The 19620-nt window shown below is 73.5% G+C and carries 11 protein-coding genes; 8 read left to right on the top strand and 3 right to left on the bottom strand.

The window, feature by feature from the left end; genetic code table 11:
* Window positions 1–2: 2 nt before the first annotated feature.
* Window positions 3–431: a nuclear transport factor 2 family protein gene (locus ACYVIP_RS23715; protein WP_460399930.1), complete on the bottom strand. Its 429-nt coding sequence runs from the start codon at window positions 429–431 to the stop codon at window positions 3–5.
* A 166-nt stretch (window positions 432–597) separates the two neighbouring features.
* On the opposite strand from ACYVIP_RS23715, the gene ACYVIP_RS23710 reads away from it, so the two are divergent.
* Window positions 598–1242, top strand: coding sequence for a hypothetical protein (locus ACYVIP_RS23710; protein ID WP_460399928.1), 645 nt, complete (start codon window positions 598–600; stop codon window positions 1240–1242).
* A 17-nt stretch (window positions 1243–1259) separates the two neighbouring features.
* Window positions 1260–1901, top strand: coding sequence for a peptidoglycan-binding domain-containing protein (locus ACYVIP_RS23705; protein ID WP_460399926.1), 642 nt, complete (start codon window positions 1260–1262; stop codon window positions 1899–1901).
* 120 nt (window positions 1902–2021) lie between these two features.
* Here the strand turns inward: ACYVIP_RS23705 and ACYVIP_RS23700 are convergent, their stop codons facing one another.
* Window positions 2022–2159 carry a hypothetical protein gene (locus ACYVIP_RS23700; RefSeq protein ID WP_460399924.1) on the bottom strand — a complete coding sequence of 46 codons (138 nt, stop codon included), beginning with the start codon at window positions 2157–2159 and terminating at the stop codon, window positions 2022–2024.
* Here ACYVIP_RS23700 and ACYVIP_RS23695 point away from each other — a divergent pair.
* The 3 genes from ACYVIP_RS23695 to ACYVIP_RS23685 all read left to right on the top strand — a co-directional run bounded on the left by ACYVIP_RS23695 (window position 2143) and on the right by ACYVIP_RS23685 (window position 8184).
* Entirely contained in the window at window positions 2143–2733 is a 591-nt protein-coding gene (locus ACYVIP_RS23695) for a lytic polysaccharide monooxygenase auxiliary activity family 9 protein (protein ID WP_460399922.1), read from the top strand. The genes ACYVIP_RS23700 and ACYVIP_RS23695 overlap by 17 nt on opposite strands.
* Before the next feature lie 196 nt (window positions 2734–2929).
* Window positions 2930–7174, top strand: a complete 4245-nt coding sequence (locus ACYVIP_RS23690; RefSeq protein ID WP_460399920.1) for a S8 family serine peptidase — start codon at window positions 2930–2932, stop codon at window positions 7172–7174.
* Window positions 7175–7236: 62 nt separating this feature from the next.
* A complete protein-coding gene (locus ACYVIP_RS23685) occupies window positions 7237–8184 on the top strand; it encodes a helix-turn-helix domain-containing protein (RefSeq protein ID WP_460399918.1) in 948 nt (315 codons plus the stop codon).
* A gap of 1 nt (window position 8185) precedes the next feature.
* Here the strand turns inward: ACYVIP_RS23685 and ACYVIP_RS23680 are convergent, their stop codons facing one another.
* Entirely contained in the window at window positions 8186–12316 is a 4131-nt protein-coding gene (locus tag ACYVIP_RS23680) for a S8 family serine peptidase (protein WP_460399916.1), read from the bottom strand.
* Between the two features lie 378 nt (window positions 12317–12694).
* Here ACYVIP_RS23680 and ACYVIP_RS23675 point away from each other — a divergent pair, with 378 nt between their 5' ends.
* The 3 genes from ACYVIP_RS23675 to ACYVIP_RS23665 all read left to right on the top strand — a co-directional run bounded on the left by ACYVIP_RS23675 (window position 12695) and on the right by ACYVIP_RS23665 (window position 19620).
* Entirely contained in the window at window positions 12695–14791 is a 2097-nt protein-coding gene (locus tag ACYVIP_RS23675; protein WP_460399914.1) for a sialate O-acetylesterase, read from the top strand.
* A gap of 67 nt (window positions 14792–14858) precedes the next feature.
* Entirely contained in the window at window positions 14859–15971 is a 1113-nt protein-coding gene (locus ACYVIP_RS23670) for a hypothetical protein (RefSeq protein ID WP_460399912.1), read from the top strand.
* A 112-nt stretch (window positions 15972–16083) separates the two neighbouring features.
* Entirely contained in the window at window positions 16084–19620 is a 3537-nt protein-coding gene (locus ACYVIP_RS23665) for a BTAD domain-containing putative transcriptional regulator (RefSeq protein WP_460399910.1), read from the top strand.

The raw sequence follows: 19620 nt of genomic DNA, 5'->3' as shown, positions 1-19620 counted from the left end.
GGCTACCTCCTCGCGGTGGCCGGCTGATCGAGCGGGGGCCGGTTCAGCGAGTTGCCGTAGTCCCGGGAGTGCACGATCTCACCGTTCCGCACGGTGACCACCATGACGTAGCTCAGCACGAACGTCGTGCCGTTCGCGATCACCTCGCCGTGCAGATCGTACTCGGCGATGATCACGTCCGGATCCGTTGTCTGGTGCAGCCGCACCGACGTGGCCGAGGTGAACCGCAGCAGCGTGCCGATCCGCCGGAACCGTGCCCGGTGTGCCGCGCGTCCCCGCGTCGTGGTCGGCATTCCCGGTGGCACGAACGGCATCTCGATCGTGGCGTCCTCGGCGTACAGATCCGCGAGGTCGTCCCACGCGTTCGTCTCCGAACACCGCAGGAACCGCCGGAAAACCTCGATCGCGCCGCTGTCGTGCTTGTCTGCCATGACCTACCTCCTGTCGAGAGTGCGACTACAGTCTAAACGGAATCCCGAACCCGGTTAGTGTCCGGCGGCGCGTATTCCTGCCCGATCGGCCGCCTTCTCGGTCCTCCTGGCAGCCGGCCTCGCCGGGCTAGCGTGACGCGCATCGGGCGACGAACGGAGTTGGGATATGGATGCCGCCGTCACCGCGGCGATCTCCGCCGTGCACCTCGACGACGACGCCACCGCGCAGCGGTGGTTCGAGCACGTGTGCGCCACCCACCACGCGGAACCGGCGGACTGGTCGGCGTTCCGTGCCCGGCTCGCCGACGAGGCGCCGGGCGCCGGGGTCGACAGCCGGCTGGTCGAGCGGTTCGTCGAGTACCTGTCCACCAACGACAGCGCGCCGATGGACACCATCGGGCGGATGGCCGAGCTCGCCACCGAACTGCCCGCCCACCATCGCCAGCTCACCGCCGAGGCCGAGCCGGGCGAGACTGGCGGCTACGACGAGGCGGCCTGGCACCGGTTCCTGCCAGAGCACGCGGCCCGCTGGGACGGCACGGACGCGTCGTGGGACCAGTTCCACGCGTGGTTCGCCTACGAGGCCGAGCAACAGGGGCTCGCCGCCCCCGCGAACGGGTTCCTCACCTACGTGGTGGGCACGGCCGACAAGGTGGCCGCCTTCGCCGAGTACGGCGTGACCATCGCGACGGGCGGCGCCGCGCAGGACGGCCAGTCGCCGGACGTGCGGTCCTATCCGGAGGTCAGGCACGGGGACAGCGGCGAGTGGGTGGACTACCTGGACGGGATGCTCGCCCGGCACGGGTTCTGACGCGGGAGGCGAAACACATGGGCGAGTTCGACGATCAGCTGCTGGCTCGGTTGCGAGCCTTCCAACAGCATCACGGCCTGTCCGGCGACGGCGTCGCGGGCAGCCAGACCTGGACGCTGCTCGCCGGCGAACCGGGCACGCCGAGCACGCCGGGCGCGCCGGCCGTGGAGGTCGACGAACGCGGCCAGGACCAGGACGGTGCCGGCGAGGCCGAGGAGCTGCAGGCCGGCCGCCGGCGCCCGAGGTCGCAGGCCGAGGCACGCGCGCTGGTGGACGCCCACGTGCACCCGAGGGACTGCTTCATCGAGTACAAGAACAACCGCGACGGGTGGGGGCCGATCACCGGCACCGGCTGCGCGCACTGGGTGGCCCACCAACGCGGCGGGCCGACCGGGAACAGCAACGTCTGCCAGCGGGGCTTCAAGTACCGGGTCACCGACGTGCTCGGGACGCTGACCCAGGTGTCGGCGAACCTGTCCGGGGCGCGGATCGGGGACGTCTGGTCCGCCCCCGCCGGCCAGTCGCACATCGGCATCGTGCGCGAGGTCCACCGGGACGCCACGACGAACGCGGTGACGTCGGTGGAGGTGGAGAACGACAGCTCGGCCAGCGGGGGCGTGGTGCGGCAGGACAAGGACACCGGCTCGATCCACCGCTGACGTCGACGGCCGCCGGACCCGCGAAAACGGGTGAGATCATTTCCTGGCGTGTGCGGAATAGTCCACAACATGGGCTTCACATTTCGTTGAAGTCCACGTCGGCCCCGTATAGGCTGGCATTTAGTGGGAGCGCTCCCAGTCGATCATGATCAGCCGGAGAATGGAGGCCTCGCCCATGCGCAAACCCGTCACCTCAAGGCGTGCCGCGAGATCGCGCATCCTGACCGTAGTCATCGCCGCGATGGCCTGCTTGTTCATCTGGACGCCGACGGCGTCGGCCCACGGCACCATCATCGGTCCGCCCACCCGCGCCTACCAGTGCTGGGACGACTGGGGCAGCGACCACATGAACCCGAACCTGCCGACGCTGGACCCCATGTGCTCCCAGGCCTTCCAGGCCAACCCGGACACCATGTGGAACTGGATGAGCGCGCTGCGGGACGGGCTCAACGGCAACTTCCAGGGCTCGACTCCCGACGGGCAGTTGTGCAGCAACGCGCTGTCGCGCAACAACTCCCTCAACCGCGCCGGGCAGTGGAAGACCACCAACGTCAGCAACAACTTCACCATGCACCTGTACGACCAGGCCAACCACGGCACTGATTTCTTCCGGGTCTACGTGAGCAAGAACGGGTTCAACCCAGCCACCCAGACCCTCGGTTGGGGCAACCTCGACTTCATCACCCAGACCGGCAGTTACCCGCAGGACAACAACGTCACGTTCAACGTCCAGACCTCCGGCTACACCGGGCACCACGTCATCTTCACGATCTGGCAGGCCGCACACCTCGACCAGACCTACATGTGGTGCAGCGACGTAATCTTCAACTGACCTCCCCCGAAAGCCCTGAATGCCTCATTGAGGACGCCGAACGTCCTCAATGAGGCATTCAGGGCTTTGTGGCGATCGTGACCACTTGCGGCCACTGTCCCCATCTGGGCGTCCCGCCGCGCCCCGCCGGCTCGTGCCGGCCATTACGTTCCTGGCAGTCCGGGCCGTCCGGCACCGATCGCCAGCGAGGTCAGCCATGCGCCACCCGTCAGTCGTTCGCCGTCGGCAGATCCGCGCACACGCGGCGACCGGCCTGCTCGCCGTCCTCGCGCTGCTCACGCCCGCGCTCACCGCCTCGACCACCGAACCGGCGCCGGCGCTCCGCGCGGCCGTCGTCGATCCCGGCCTACGCACCGAACTGGCCGCGACCGCGCCCGGTGACGAGCTCGACTACCTGCTCCAGCTCCGAGCCACTCCGGACCTCACCGGACTCGACCACGACGCGGTCGTCGCCGCGCTCAGGGAGACCGCCGAGCACAGCCAGGCCGCGGTGACCGAGGAACTCCGCGACCGCGGCGGCGACGTGCTGAACACCTTCTGGATCGGCAACCTCGTCCTCGTCCGGTCCACCGGCGACGTGCTCACTGCGCTCACCAACTCGCCCTCGGTCTCCCGGGCCATGGCCGTCGAGGAGCTGACCGTTCCGCGACCGGCCACAGCGGACGCTGCCGACGACATCACCTGGGGCATCGACAAGATCGGCGCCGACCAGGTCTGGGACGACCTCGACGTCACCGGGACCGGGGTGCGCGTGGCCGTGCTGGACACCGGGGTCAACGCCCGGCATCCCGAACTGGCCACCCGCCTGGCCACCGACGTGCCCGGCGACCCCTACCACCCCGGCGGCTGGATGGAATGGGACGCGAACGGCCTCCCGCTGCGCACGCTGCCCACCGACACCAACGGGCACGGCACCCACGTCTCCGGGACCGTGCTCGGCGGCGCCGCCGGCGGCACGCACATCGGCGTCGCCCCCGGCGCCACGCTCATGAGCGGCCGGGTGCTGCCGAGCGGCTCGGGCACCACACCGCAGATCATCGCCGGCATGCAGTGGGCGCTGGCGCCCTACGACCACGCGGGCGACCCGGCGGGCGCGCCGGCGCGGGTGGTCAACATGTCGTTCAGTCCCGCCAGCGGCGGGGTCATCGACGCGATGGTCACGCCCATCAGGAACATGGTCGCCGCGGGCGTGCTGCCGGTCGCCGCGGCGGGCAACTGCGGCGACGGCTGCCACGGCAGTCCCGGTGACATCCCGGAGGCGCTCACGGTCGGCGCCACGGACGTCGCCGACGACGTCGCCGCCTTCTCCAGCGGCGCCACCGTGACCAGGGCGGAGTTCCACCAGCCGCCGGCCGACTGGCCGGCGTCCTGGACCGTGCCCGACGTGTCCGCGCCCGGCGTCGACGTCTACTCCGCCAGCTCCAACGGTTTCGGCGGCATCGTCTACGCGCGCAACAACGGCACGTCCATGGCCGCCCCGCACGTGGCGGGCGTCGCCGCGCTGATGCTGGCCGCGGACCCCACGCTGACCGTCGAGCGGATCACCGAGACGCTGCGCGCGACCTCGTCGTTCGACGACCGCCACGGGACCGCGCGGCCCAACACCCGCTACGGCCACGGCCGGGTGGACGCCGCCCAGGCCGTTGCCCAGGTCGCCCTGCGCACCGGGATCGCCGGCACGGTCGTCGACGCCACCACCAGGGCGCCGGTGCCCGACGTGGTCGTCAGCGTGCCCGGCACCCGCGCCACCCAGCGCACCACGGCCGACGGCCGCTTCGACTTCCGCCTGCCCCCCGGCGGCTACTCGCTGACGGCGGTCTGGGACGGCCGGCCGGTCACCACCGTCACCGGCATCGCGGTGACCGACACCGTCCGGCAGGCGACCATCGCGCTGAGCGGGGTGGCCGGCCGGGTGACCGACGCGCGGACCGGGAAACCCGTCGCCGGCACCGAGATCACCGCCGGCACGGTCACTGCCACCACCTCGGCCGACGGCGGCTACCGGCTGTACCTGTCCCCCGGCGGCTATCCGCTCACCGCCGGCAGGTTCGGCTACGCCGAGGTCACCGCTCCCACGACCGTCACCGCCGGGCGGGTCACCGGCAGGAACATCGCCCTGTCCCCGCTGGCGACCGGCGTGGTCACGGGCGTGGTCTCCTACGCCGCGAGCGGGACCGGCGTCCCCGGGGTCACCGTCGCCCTCGCCGACGGGCCACGCGCCGCGGTCACCGACGCCGCCGGCCGCTACACGATCCGCGACGTCCCCACCGGCGCGCACCAGGTGCTGGCCCGGCCGACGTTGTTCGCCGAACCCGCGCCGGTCGCGGTGACCACCACCGCCGGCCGCGCGAGCACCGTGGACTTCGCGCTGGCCTGTGGCGGCGAGTGCTCCGGGCTGTGGGTGGCCCGCGAGCACGGCCCGGTCGCCGCCGGCCAGAACTTCGCCGACGCCTCGGTGATCAGCCCCGACGGCCGCCTGCTGTATGTCGCGGGCACCAGTTCCGGCGAGGGCACCCAGGTCGACTACCTCACCGTCGCCTACGACACCACGACCGGCCGCGCGCTGTGGCGGGCCCGCTACGACGGCCCGGCACACGGCCAGGACGGCGCCAACGACATCGCGCTCAGCCAGGACGGCGCCCGCGTGTACGTCACCGGGCTGAGTGTCGGCCGCGGCGTGGGAGCCGACGGCGGTGACTACGCCACGCTCGCCTACGACGCCACGACCGGCGCCCAGCTGTGGGTCGCGCGCTACAACGGCCCCGGCGACGACTTCGACAACGCGCGGGCGGTCGCGGTCAGCCCCGACGGCGCCACGGTGCTCGTCACCGGCCAGGTGCGGCTGCGCACGGGCACCACCGCGCACACCGACTACGGGACGGTCGCCTACGACGCCACCACCGGCGCCCAGCGCTGGGTCGCGCACTACGACGGGCCGGCCGGCGGCTTCGACTCGGCCAACGACCTGGCCGTCAGCCCGCGCGGCGACCTGGCGTTCGTCACCGGCCACAGCCCGGGGGACACCGGCTGGGACTACGCGACCGTCGCCTACGCCGTCGCCACCGGTGAGCCGGTCTGGTCCGCGCGCTACGACGGGCCGGCCGGCGGACTCGACGACGCCGCCGCGCTGGCCGTCAGCCACGACGGCGACCGGCTCTACGTCACCGGCACGGCCGCCGGCGCCCGGTCCCTGCCCGACTACGCGACCGTCGCCTACGACACCCGCGACGGCGGGCAACTCTGGGCGGCCACCTACGACGGCTCGGGCGGCACGCGCGACCAGGCGTCCTCGGTCGCGGTGAGCCCCGACGGCGAGGACGTGTACGTGACCGGCCGGAGCCTGGCCGCGGCGACCGGCGACTCGGCGGACTACGCCACCGTCCGGTACTCCTCGGCCACCGGACAGCCAGCGTGGGTCGCCAGGTACGCCGGCCCGGCCGGCGGCGCCGACGCCGCCACGGCGGTCGCCGTGAGTGCCGACCAGGTGCTCGTCACCGGCACCAGCGCGGGCGCTGGCGGGACCGACTTCGCCACCGTGGCCTACGCGCCCGCCGACGGCACGCCGCGCTGGACCGCGCGCTACGACGGCCCCGCCGGTGACGACGACACCGCGGCCGCGGTCACGCTCAGCCGGGACGGCACGCGGGTGTTCGTCACCGGCGGCAGCGACCTCGGCCTCGGCGACGACCCGCTGGTCGCGCCGTCGGACTTCGCGACCATCGCCTACGACGCGGCCGGCAACGGCGCCACACCGGTGTTCGTCGGCCACGGCGTGCGGGTGGCGCCGGTCGTCCCGGCCGACGGCGCCGTGCGGGTGACCGCCGAGGTCACCAACGTCGGCCTCGGCCGCGGCTCGTACGCGGCGACACTGGTGCTCGACGGCGTCGCCGCCGCGACCACCGACGTCACCGCCGGCCCCGGCGAGCGCACCACGGTCACCTGGCGGCTGGCGGGGATCCCCGCCGGCGAGCACGAGCTCCGGTTCGGGTCCGCGAGCGCGGCGGTCGTGGCGGTCGGCTGCGACCGCACGCTGACCGGGGCGCACCGCGGGCACCTCACCGTCACGTCCGGGACCACCTGTCTGGCCGAGGGCGCCCGGGTCACCGGCGGTGTCACGGTCACCGCGGGCGCGGGGCTGCTGGCCACCGGCGCGTCGGTCACCGGACCGGTGACCGCCACCCGCGCGGCGGTGCTCGCCATGGCCGACACACACGTGTCCGGGCCGGTCACGGTCACCGGAGTCCACGGCGCACTGTCGATCGTGGACAGTCGCACCGGGCCGCTCACCGTGGTGCACAACAACTCCGACCGGTCGGCGACGGTCTCGGGCAACGACGTCCGTGGTCTGCTGACCTGCCTCGGCAACACCCCCGCGCCCGTCGACCTCGGCCGCCCCAACACGGCGACCGGATGGGCCATCGGCCAGTGCTCGACCAGCTAGCCGGTAGTGATGGTCGCCACGCGGACACCAACTGGTCACCCGCGCGCCATTAGCGTCCGACCGTGCTGCAGGGTCTTGGGCTGTCCGAGGTCGAGGAGACCGTCTACCGCGCTGTGCTGCGCCAGCGGCCGAGTTCACTGGCCGAGCTCGCCCGCACGCTCGGGCTCAGCCGGCACCAGGTCGCCAAGACCGTCCAGCGCCTGCGCGCGGCCGGCCTCGTCCAGGCAGGCACCGCTGGCCTGCCACCGACCGCGATCGACCCCGAGATCGCCATACCGGCGTTGCTGCGCCGCCGGCACGAGCAGTTGGAGGACGTCGCCGCCCACGTGCCGGCGCTGGCCGCCGAGCACCGGCTCGCGGTGTTCGGCAACGCGCATCACCGGTCGGTCGAGGTCGTCGTCGGCCGCGACGAGATCCGCCACCGGATGGCCGCGCTCGCCGCGACCGCCACCGAGTTCCGCATCTTCGACTGCCCGCCCTACGCCCACGACGCCTCGGGCGAGGTCGACGGCGAGCTGCCGCTGCTCGAACGCGGCGTGCTCATCCGGGTGGTCTACGACGCCGCGGCGTTGCGGGACCCGGCGCGGCTGGCCAACGTCCGCGCCCTGGCCGCCCACGGCGAGCAGGCCCGCGTCCTGCCAGAGCTCCCGCTCAAGCTGACGATCTTCGACGAGCACACCGCGGTCGTGCCGCTGACCCGCACGGAGGTCGCCGAGTCGGTCGCGCTGGTGCACGAGTCCGGTCTGCTCGACGCGCTCGTCGCGCTCTTCGAGACGCTGTGGTCCTCGGCGCCGAGCCTGGACCGGCCACCGGACGCGCCGCCGATCCCGCCCGCCGAGGCCGAACTGCTCACGCTGCTGGCCATGGGCGTCAAGGACGGCGCGGTGGCCCGCCAGCTCGGCGTCAGCATCCGCACCGCCCGGCGACGCATCTCCGGTGTGCTGGACCGGCTCGGCGCCACCAGCCGCTTCCAGGCCGGCCGGGAGGCCGAGCGCCGCGGCTGGCTGTGAGTCACCTCGGCAGCGTGCTCCGGTGCACGCTGCCGCCGGAGGTCCCCGCGTAGAGGTGCCGCCGGTCGGGGTCCAGCGCCAGGCTGGTCACGTTCGGGTTGCCCAGGCCCGCGCTCATCGACCGCCAGGAGGCGCCGTTGTCGTCGCTGCGCAGCACGCCTCGGCCGGACTCGACGACACCGAACTCGTCGTAGAACGAGCCGGCCGACGCGAACACCCGCCTGCCCCGGCCCGGCTCGTACACCAGGTCGGTGATCCACATGTCCAGTCCGGGAGTGCGCGCCGGCACGAGGGTGTCGCCGCCGTCGGTGCTGGTGTGCAGGGTGCGGCCGCCGACGGTCAGGTGCCCGCGCCGGTCCGGGTCGGCCGCGATGGCCGTCACCGGCACGTCGGCCAGCCGCTGGAAGGTCACGCCACCGTCGTCGGATCGGTACAGGCCTTCGTGGTCACCGGCCCAGAGGCGGTCCGGATCGGTCGGATCGCCTGCCAGCGCCCGGAAAACCCGGCCCTGGTCGAGCTTGCGCCAGGTCTGGCCGCCGTCCTGGCTGACCACCAGGCCCGCGCCGGTCAGGCTGGCGTAGCCGGCGTAGACGCGGTCGGGGTCGGCCGGGTGGACCAGCAGCGAGCTGGGGAACTCCGTCGGCTGGGCGACCCGCGTCCAGGTGGCTCCGCCGTCGGCGCTGCGCCGGATGCTGAACGTGAGCGTCGGGTCCTTGCTGACCTTGTAGACCACGGCCGGGTCCGTCGGCGACACCGCCAGGTACTCCGCCGCCACGCCGACCAGGCCCTCGCCGCCGCCGGACTGCCACACCAGATCCCGGCCGGTCAGTGGCGCGCGGAAGGTGTCGCGGTAGGTGCCGGCCACCAGCGTCGGCCCGGCGGCGCCTGCGGTGAGCGCGAGGTCGTAGACCTGCATGGCCGGGATGCCCGTCCGCTGGTACTCCCCCGGTCCGTCGGCGCGGTAGACGCCCGCGCCCGACGAGGCCACGTACAGCTCACCGTGCGCCGGCCAGGTGCCGATGTCGGTCTCGACCGACGGCGGCATCGGATCGCCCCACTGTTCCCAGGTGGCGCCCCGGTCGTGGCCGACCAAGACGCCGCGGCCGCTGACGCCGTACAGCGTGTCGTCGACCAGCTCCAGCGCCTGGAAGCCGCTGCCGGTGGCCTGCAACGCCAGCTGGAAGGTGGCCCCGCCGTCGTGGGAGGCGTACACCCAGGGGCTGGGGTAGGCGGTGACGAAGACGCTGTCGCGGTCGCCGGTGACCCGCCCGGCCCAGCCGAGCACGCCCGGCTGGAAGAGGACCCGTGGAGCGGGCGCGGGCCCGAGCACGTCCCGGATGACGACCAGGCCGCTGTTGGTGGCGGCGTAGAGGTCCTGGCCGATCCAGTCCAGGTCGCGGACGTTCGCGCCGACGCCGGGCAGCTCGTCCCAGGTGGCGCCGTCGTCGCGGGTGAGGCGCACCAGCCCGCCGCCGCTGACCACCAGTGCCCGGCCGTCGGGGGCCAGTGCCAGCTCGTCGATGTGGGTGTCCCAGCCCGGCAGCACGCGCCACGACGTGCCGCCGTCGGTGGTGTGCGCGATCCGGCCGGCGTAGCTGGGGTCGGCCGCGCCGCCGTTCATCGCGATGTACATGGCGTCCCGGCCGCGCGGGTCGACCTCGACGTCCGCGGCGCTGCCGCCGGACATCGGCATGGTGTGCCGCTCGCGCCAGGTGGCCATCCGGTCGTCGGTGACGAAGATGGCCGGCGAGCCGACCGGTACGACGGCCGCGCGTCGCCGATCCTGGCCCAACGCCAGGAAACCGGCCTCGGCGTCCGGCCCGACCGGCTGCCAGCCGCCCTCGCGCACCGGCGCGGCCACCTCGAACGCCGCGGCGCCGGTCAGCCGGCCCGCGCCGTAGGTGGCGGTCGCGGTGCCGGTGACGGTGGCCGCGCACCGGCCGGCGTCGGCGACCGTCATCACCGCCCGCCAGGAGTTGGTGCCGAACGGGGTCAGCTCTGGCCGCTGGCGGCGGAGGCCGGGACAGCTGACCTCCAGCGCGGGCGCCGCCGACAGGGGCGCCGGGCTGCGCACGAACAGCGTGGTGCGCGCGTCGGTGGGCACCGGGTCGGGGGTGACGTGGACCGTCAGGTGGCGTACCGGGAGCAGGAACGGCACCCGGCCGTGGCCGTCGAGGTCCACCCAGCCGGTGATGTCGGTGTCGGCGGTGGTGTCGCGTGTGGACAGTGTGACGGTGACGGTGGTCGGCGCACCGGGGGTCAGGGTGACGTTGGCCGGGTGGACGGCGACCGTGCCGGCGCCCTCCTCGACGTGCGCGGAGAGCCGGAGCCGCGTGGTGCGCGCGCCGAGGTTCTCCAGGGTCAGGCGGGCGGTGTCCTTTTTCCCGGCAGCGCGTGGATCCGCCAGCCCGAAGGACACTGTGGACGGAGTGGCCAGCACGTCGGCCGAGGCGGCGCGGGCGACGTCCAGGCGGCCCGCGCCCTGCGCGAGCGGACCGGCGCCGGACAGCGGGATGGCGGTGCCGGTCAGCGCGGCGCCCAGCCGTGCTGGCGTCCAGTCCGGGTGCCGCTGCACCAGCAGCGCGGCCGCGCCCGCCACGTGCGGAGCGGCCATGCTGGTGCCGCTGGATCGCCCGTACCGCCCGCCGGGCAGGGTCGACAGGATCTCCACGCCGGGCGCGACGAGGTCCGGTTTGGCGGTGAACCGGGCCGTCGGCCCGCGCGAGCTGAAGTCGGCCATCAGGTCGGTGCCGTCGCTGCCGGCGATCTCCACCGTGGCGCCCCGGTGTGCCCGCAGGGTGCTCGCGCTGGCGCCGGGAATCCGCAGCACCATCAGGGATTCCAGCCGGCCGTCGGCGGTGGTGCCGACCGGGAACTCGTCTGCCTCGGCCCGCGGTCGCGCCGAAGTCGTTGGTGGGCGCCAGAAATCGGGGAGGTAGAGCAGCGCCGCGGCCGCCCCGCGCGTCTCCGCCTCGGCGGCGAGCCCGAACTCGTCACCGTTGTCCCGCACCAGCACCACCTTGCCGGTGACGTCCACGCCCGCGTAGTCGGCCGGCCGGCCATCGCCGACATCCACCACCTCGGCCAGCAACGGCGTGGCGGGCGGGGCCGCGGACACCTCGACCCGCACGGCCCGCAGGTCCTGCTCGGCGGGCGCGACCATCCTTGCCCGGGGAACCCAGATCCCGCTGGCGCTGGCGCCGACGGCCAGCGCGCCGTCGGCCGCGGCCGGTGATCCCACCGATCCCGCGCCGGGACCGGCGTTGCCGGCCGAGACCGCGACCACGACGCCGGCCTCGACGGCGGTGCGGACGGCCGCGGACAGCGGATCGGTGCCGTCGCCGGGGCCGCTGAGGCTGAGGTTGACGACGTCCGCGCGATGCGGATTGTCCGGCGCGACAGCGGAGTCCAGGCCGGCGATGATGTCGGACAGTCGGCCGCTGCCGCCGCGGTTCATCACCTTGTAGGCGGTCAACGTCGCGCCCGGCGCCACGCCGCGAACCGCGCCGTCGGCGGCCACGATGCCCGCGACGTGGGTGCCGTGGCCGTTGTCGTCCATCGGATCGGCGTCGCCGTTCACCAGGTCGTGGCCGGCGACCACCCGGTGGCCGGCGCCGAACCCGCCGCCAAGATCAGGATGCGTGTAGTCGATGCCGCTGTCGATGATGGCGACGGTGGTGCCGGTCCCGGTGACCGCGCGGCCCGCGTCGTCGGTGGTGTCCCACACCCGTGGCGCGCCGACCAGCGGCACGCTCCGCTCGAGGGTCAGCGTGTAGGACGTGTCCTGGTGCACGGCGCGGACCCCGGCCAGGCCCGCCAGCCGCTTGGCCTGGCCGGCCGGCAGGTCGACCACCAGCCCGGCGTAGGCCGCGGCCAGGCGGTGCACCACCGACAGCTCGAGTTTGGCGGCGGCGGCCTGGCCGAGCACCGCGTCCTGGGTTCGGCGCAACGCGGCGGCGGTGTCGCGGGCGCGCTCCCCGCCCGCGCCCGCCTCGGCGAGCGCGGGCGGCGCGGTCAGCTCCACGATCACCCGGGTGCTGGCCGTGGCCGGCTCCGCCGCGGTGGTCGGCGCGACGAGCGCCGCGACGAACACGAGCGTGACGATCAGACTCGTTCGGACAGAACGGGACATCTCGGCTCCTGCGCGGTGAAATCGGTCGCCCACGCCAGGTTTGGGGGCGGAGATGACACGAGACTACGACGCGCACCGGCCGGTCGCGGTGACCGAAGTCGGTCAATGGCAGGAAGTGGTCAGCACGCGCGCGCCAACAGTCCACTGCGGACAGTGCGGTCACTACCAGGCGCGGCGCGGGTTCGGTACCGCCGGATACATCACCTGAATGACCGGCATCTGTCCGAACGGGCCGCTGTCGACCAGGCCCATGTTGCTAATATTCCTAATATTTGGCGTTTATGACCGTGGGCGTTGTCCAGCCGCAAAGCGATCACTTAACCTGAGCCTGCTGATTCATCTGATGTCTATCACATCGCTGTGAGGGAGACAGGCAACATGACGCGGAGATCCCGTTCGGGTGTGGCGGTCATGGCCGCGCTACTGCTGCTGTCCGCCCCGGCCGTCGCGCACGGCACGCCAACGACCGACGGCCCGGTGGCCGCCGACACCGCGTGTGCCGCGCAGGTGCCCGACACCGCCGGCTACGTCCCGGTGCTCGGCGTCGACCTGCCGACCAACGCCAACTGGCTCAACCAGGACGTGCCCTACACCTTCGACCGGACCGCCGAGCTGACCTCGGGCTTCGACCGGGTGGGCTACTGCCTGGAACTCGACGGCCCCGACGGTCCGCAGTGGGTGTGGACCTCGATGGAGCCGTTCACCACCGACCCGAGCCGGCTCGGGGTGCCGACGAAGCCCGGTCAGGTCACCCGCCAGCGCGTGGACGACCTCGACGTCCGCACCAACGTCGCCGGCGTCACCACCGGGCAGGGGCAGACCGGCTACCTGGAGCTGTGGCCCAACCAGTACTCCACCGGCGCGAGCGCCCAGGTCGCGAACGCGTCCGCGCAGACCTACGACGCCGACGACAACCCGACGGCGAGCACGCTTGGCCACGGTTCGTTCCAGCTCCACCAGATCGGCGCCACCCGCCCCTCCGAACTCCAGCCCAAGACCGTCTTCGCGCTCAGCAACTTCACCACCGCCGGCACCAAGCCGATCGGCCTCGGCATCGGCACCAACACCGCCGGCCATCCCGACTGGACCTTCGCGGACAACGCGGGCACCTACACCACACGGGCACTCACGGTCTACGCCCGGCCGGCGCTCGTCACGCTGACCACCGCGCCGCAGGACCGCCAGCTGTACCCGAGGGACGCCAACGGCGGGGCGACGGTCCCGATCGCCGGACAGGTGACCGACTCGCGGGTGCGCACCATGCGCCTGGAGGTCACCAGCAACGGCGCCAAGCGCCATCACACGGTCCGGGTGCGCGACGGGGAGTTCCGCTTCGCGCCACGCATCACCGCCGGCCTGCGCTCCTACGACCTTCGCCTGTGGACGGTCGGCGCGGTCGAACGGCAGGTCGCGCACTGGAGTGAGCTGGTGTCCGGCGACGTCTACGTCGTGCAGGGCCAGTCGAACGCCCAGGCCGCCCGCTACGTCGGCGACTCCGCCGGCGAGGAATCGCCGTACCTGCGCAGTTTCGGATCGCCCACTTTCAACCCGGCACTGTCCGGTGCGGACCGGGTCTGGCACCACGCCGCCGGTGACGTCTCCTACGAGTCCGGTTCGGTCGGTCAGTGGGCCATCCGGATGGGCCGCAAACTCGTTGACACCTATCGGATCCCGGTCGCGCTGATCAACGGGGCGCGGGGCGGGCAGGCCATCGCGTACTTCCAGCGCGACGACGCCGATCCCGACCTGATCACCACCAACTACGGCAGGCTCCGCCAGCGGCTCACCGCAGCCGGCGTCATCGGCGACGTCCGCGGCGTGCTCTTCTACCAGGGCGAGAGCGACAGCGACAACGTCGGCGTGCACGTCTCCGGATACACCGCGCTGCTCGCCGACTGGCGTACCGACCTCGGCGCGAAGATCCGCGGCGGCAGCGAGTACTACACCTTCCAGGTGCGCACCTCGCCCTGCCGCAACGGCACGAACATCGCCCTGCGCGACGCGCAGCGCCGGCTGGCCGACACGCACGACGTGACGGTGTTGTCGACCAACGGACTGTCCGGCCACGACGGCTGCCACTTCGCCTACGCCGACGGCTACCGCGAGCTCGGCGACCGCACCTTCGCCGTGCTGGCCCGCGACTTCCACCGCGGCCCGGCGGCCGGGGTGGCGCCGCCGAACCCGCGATCCGCGGCGTTCACCAACGCCGACCACACCGAGATCACCGTGCGGCTGCGCACCGGCGACCCGCTGACCGTCGACCCCGGTGTCGAGGCGGACTTCCGCGTCGAGGGCACCACCGCGCTCGTGTCCTCGGTGGCGTACCGACCGGGCGGCAAGCTGGTGCTCACGCTGTCCGCACCGGCCACCGGCGCGACCGGCCTCACCTATCTCGGCCACATGGGCAGTGGCCCGTGGATCACCACCACCATCGGCACCGGCCTGCTCTCCTTCACCGGCATCGCCATCGCCTAGCGGGTTCGGGAGGGGTCCCGCCGCCGGACACGTAGCGTGCAGGTGAGCTGTTCCGGAGGTGGTGGCGATGTCGATCCGCGGGTTCGTGCTGGGTATGGCCGTGGTGGTGATCACCGCCACGGCCGGCTGCGCGGGCGCGGACCCCGCGCCGGCCGAGGACGCGCCACCGCCGTCGGCCGGCGTGTACGCGTACGGCACCGTCACGTTCGGCGAGTCCGCACTGGACACCGAGAGCGAGCTGCTCGTCATGGACGGCACGAAGAAGATCGGCAGCAGCGGCCCGCTCCTGCTCGGCGACCGCCCGGTGTTCACCACCGACGGCGCCTACGTGTACACCCTGCCGTCGTTCCTCGACGAGATCATCGTCATCTCCGTGGCCGACGGGGAGAAGACCTCCGTGCCGTGCACGGGATGCGGCGACCGCCGGACCGAGTGTCGGTGCCAGGTCGTCGCGCCCGTCGGCGGCAGCCGGCTCGCCTGGCTGGAAGGCGCGGACAACCACCTGGTGCGGGTGGACCTGGCGGCCGAGTCGCCGACCCCACAGCCGACGGACATCACCGTGCCCACCGAGAACGGCTTCCTGGACGAGAAGCTGATGCCGAACCTGATCGCCGGCACCGACGGTGCCGCGCTCGCCTCCTACCCCGGCAAACTGCCAGGCGACGACCTGCTGCCGGCCTACCTGGTGCCGCTGGAGGGCACGCCCCGCCGGCTGGACACCGGCCGGCCGGACTCCATCGACGAGGCCATCTTCAGCTCCGACGGCACCCGGATCGCGGTGACCGGCAACCAGGAGTACGCCTGCTCGACGGTGACCGTCGTCGATGTCGCCTCCGGCAAGGGCGCGACCGCCCCGGTGAGCGCCAAGCCGGGGACCACCTGCGAGCAGAAGGACGTGTACGTCGAAAGCCTGTGGTGGGACCTGGACGGCACGCTGAACGTGGTGTTCGAGGTCGACCGGGAGAACTCCACGGCCGACAACAGCCAGCGCCGGCTGACGGACGGCGCCTGGGTCGACGCCGGCACCGGTCAGGACAACGAGGTGCGCCAGCTGAGCGCCGGCACCGCGACCATCCAGGGCCAGGCGCCCGCGACCCTCTACCTCGAGACCGACGACGACCGCACCGAGATCGACACCGACGTCCGCTACCTGACCGTGGCACCGAAGTCCCAGCCGTAGTCCCAGCTCGTCGACGAGCGAACACGTTTTCACGCAAAGTCGACGCGCGTACACTCAGCGCATGCATGCGTTCGCCATGACCTGGTCCAGCCGCGCGAACGAACGCGGCTGAATGGCGGTCGGCACCAGCGGCTCGTCCATGGACTCGACACAGGTCCAGCTGCTGGGCCCGGTACGTGCGTGGCGCGGCGACGCGGAGCTCAACCTCGGCAGCGCGCGCCGGCGCGCGGTGTTCGCCATCCTTGCCCTGCAGGCGAACGAGGCGGTCTCCCGCGCCGAACTGGTCGACGGGCTCTGGGGCGAGCAACCGCCGGCCAAGGCCGTCGGCATCCTGCACACCTACATCTCCGACCTGCGTCGCGCACTCGACCCGGCACGCGACAAGCGGACCGACGCCACCGTGCTCACCCGGATCCAGTCCAGCTACTCGTTGCGGCTGCCCATCGACCAGCTCGACGAGCGGCGGTTCGCGAGCCACCACGACCAGGCACGACGACACTGGGCACGAGGCGACCTCGCCGCCGCGCTGGACGCGCTGGACACCGCGCTCGCCCTGTGGCACGGCGAGGCCCTGCACGGGGTGTTCGGGCCCTTCGCCGAACTGCAGCGGGCCCGGTTGGCCGAAAGCCGGATCACCGCCGTGGAACGCCGCGGCGCGCTGCTGCTGATCCGCGGCGACCACGAGCGGGTCCGCGCCGAGCTGGCCGCGCTCGTCACCGCCGCCCCGCTCCGGGAGACCGCGCGCGGGCTGCTCATGGTGGCCATGCACCAGGCCGGCCGCCGCGACGACGCGCTCGCGCTGTTCGCGGACACCGAACGGATGCTGGACAGCGAGCTGGGGCTCGAGCCGGGGCCGGCGCTGCGCCGGATCCGCCAGGAGGTCGCCGCCGGGCGGGTGGTGCCGGCCGACGCCATCGGCGCCGGCATCTGGACACCCCGGGCGGCACCCGAACATCCGCGCCCGTTGCCCGTGGCCAGCCGCCCGGCGCCGCCCCCGCTGCTGGTCGGCAGGGATGACCAGCTCACCTGGCTGCGGTCCTTCCTTCCCGGCCTGCTGGCCGGCCACGGTGACTGTGTCGGCCTCGAGGGCGCCCCGGGCATCGGCAAGACGGCCGTGGTCGCCGCCGCGTTCGCCGAGCCGGCCAAGGCCTACGACGTCGTCTGGTGCCCGAGCGACGAGCTGCGCGAACAGGACGTGAGCCGGTCGCTGCCCAGGACCGGCACGCTCGTCGAACAGCTGTGCGCGCGGCGGCCGCTGGTGTTCGTCGTCGACGATCTGCAGGCGGCCGACGACACCGGACTGCTGGTATGGCACGGTCTATGTCGGCTGACACAACAACTGCCGTTGCTGCTGATCGGGGTGTTCCGAACGCTGCCGAGCCGACCTGAGCTGGTGCGCCTGCGTCGAGCGGTCGGCGCGGCGGGTGGGCGGATCAGCACGGTCGAACCGCTGACCGCCGGCGACATCGCCGCGCTCGCGGCGCACCGGCTCGGCGAGACCGCCGGCCCCCGGCTGCGGACGCTGCTCGCCGCGGCGGCGGGCAATCCGTCGACCGCCACCGAGTTGCTGGCCGCGGTCACCGACGCCGGCGCGGTGCGCGTCGCGGCGGGCGTCGCCGACGTCGGCCAGGAGCACCACGAAGCGCTCGACGAGGTGGCGACCAGTCTGGTCCGCCAACGGTTCGCGCTGCTCGCGCCGGACACCAGGAAGATGCTCCGGCTGGCCGCGCTGCTTGGCCGGCGGTTCGATCTCGGTGACCTCGCCGCCGTGCTGCACACCTCACCGGCCGATCTCATCGCGGCCGTCGACGAGGCCATCGGGGCCGGCATGCTCGACGACCGGGAGGAGCGCCTCGCCTTCCGCAGCGCCCTGCTGCATCGGGCACAGCTGGCCGACCGACCGCCGGCGACCCTGGCCGCACAGCACCGCCACGCGGCCAAAGCCCTTGCCCAGGCCGGAATGCCGGTCGAGCGGGTCGCGGCGCAGCTGCTCGCCGCGGCACCGGTCGACGCGTGGACCGCGCAGTGGCTGGTGCACAACATCGACGCCGTGGCCGCGCGGGAACCGGCGACCGCCCGCGCGCTGCTCGACCGTGCGACGGCCGGCAGCTCCCCGGACGACACGCACCACGACACGCTGGCGCTACACCGGGTGCGGCTGGCGTTCCGGCTCGGCGACCACCCGGCGGACGAGGCATCGGCCCTGCTCGCCACGACGTCGGACCCCGAGCACGCCGCCGAGCTGCGGTGGATCCTCGCCCAGCTGGACTACCGCGCCGGGGACGCCGGCAAGGCCGTGGCCGACCTGCGCGCCGCGGCGGCCGACGACGCCCTGCCGGCGTCCTGGCGGGCGCGGTACGAGACGCTGCGCGCACGGTTCGAGCGCGCCGGCTTCGACGATCTCGACGCGGCCGAACAGCTCGCCGGCACCGCGCTGCGGCACGCGGTCCGCGCGACGGATCCGGTGGCCACGGCCGAGGCTCACACCGAGCTCTGGCACATCGCGACCGTCCGGCGCGACCACGCGACCGCGCTCACCCACGCGGACACCGCGCTCGCGGTGATCGGCACCGGCTCCGACCTCGCCGGCTGGCAGCTCGACCTGTTGGACCACCGCGCGTTCTCCCTGCAGAACCTGGATCGGCTCGACGAGGCGAGTGGCGCCCTGGACCGGATGCGGACGGTCGGCGCTCGCCGGCACCCGCCGAGCAGCCGGCCGCACGTCGCCACCGCCATACACGACTACTGGCTCGGCCGCTGGGACGAGGCGCTCGCCCAGCTCGCCCTCGTGCCACCCGGCGACCAGCGCGCGCACGCCGCCGGAGTGGCCGCGCTGATCGCCGGCCACCGCGGCGAAACCGACCAGCTGCGGGCACACCTGCGGGCCTGTCCGGCCGGCACCACCGGGGACGACTTCCTGCTGATGGCGCGCGCGATCGAGGCCGGCGTCGAGGCCGGGACCGCTGCGGCGCTGGCCGCCATGGATCCGCTGCTGGACCCGAGTCATGGCCGAACGACCCTCCGCCACCCGTGGTTGCCCCAGCTGCTGCGGCTCGCGCTGGAGGCCGGGGACCGCGACCGGGTCGCCTCGGCCATGCGGGTCGGCGAGACCGAGGCCGCGCGGGAGGTGGCGCCGGCACGCGCGCGGGCGGCGCTGCGCTGGTGCCGGGCGCTGGCCGACCGGGACCCGGAGGGCCTGCTCGGCCTCGCGCGGCACTTCGGCGCGGTCGGCAGACCCGTCGAGCTGGCCGCGGTGCTCGTGGACGCGGCGGTGGCCTTCGCCGCACGCCGGGAGCCAGGCCAGGCCCGGCACGCGTTCCGGGAAGCGCTGCCGGTGCTGACCGAGCTGCGCGCCGCCGGGGACATCACGCGGGCCGAGGCCCGGCTGCGGGCGCTGGGCGTCGACGAGGTCGATGTGCCGGCCGAGCAGCCGACGGTCGCCGGGTGGCGGTCGCTGTCCGCGCTGGAGTCCCGGATCGCGCGGCTGGTCGCGGCCGCGACGCCGAATCCCGAGATCGCCGAGGAGCTCGCGCTGTCCCGCCGGGACGTCCAGTTGCACCTGTCGCGGATCATGCGCAAGCTCGGCCTGGCGTCACGCGCCGACCTCGCCGACCGGATCGGCCAGGCCGGGCGTCGAGGAGCGGAGTGA

It is taken from the genome of Actinophytocola sediminis (genome assembly GCF_054779715.1).
Note: the sequence above shows the minus strand (reverse complement) of the source record. Positions and strands in the feature narration are given on the sequence as shown.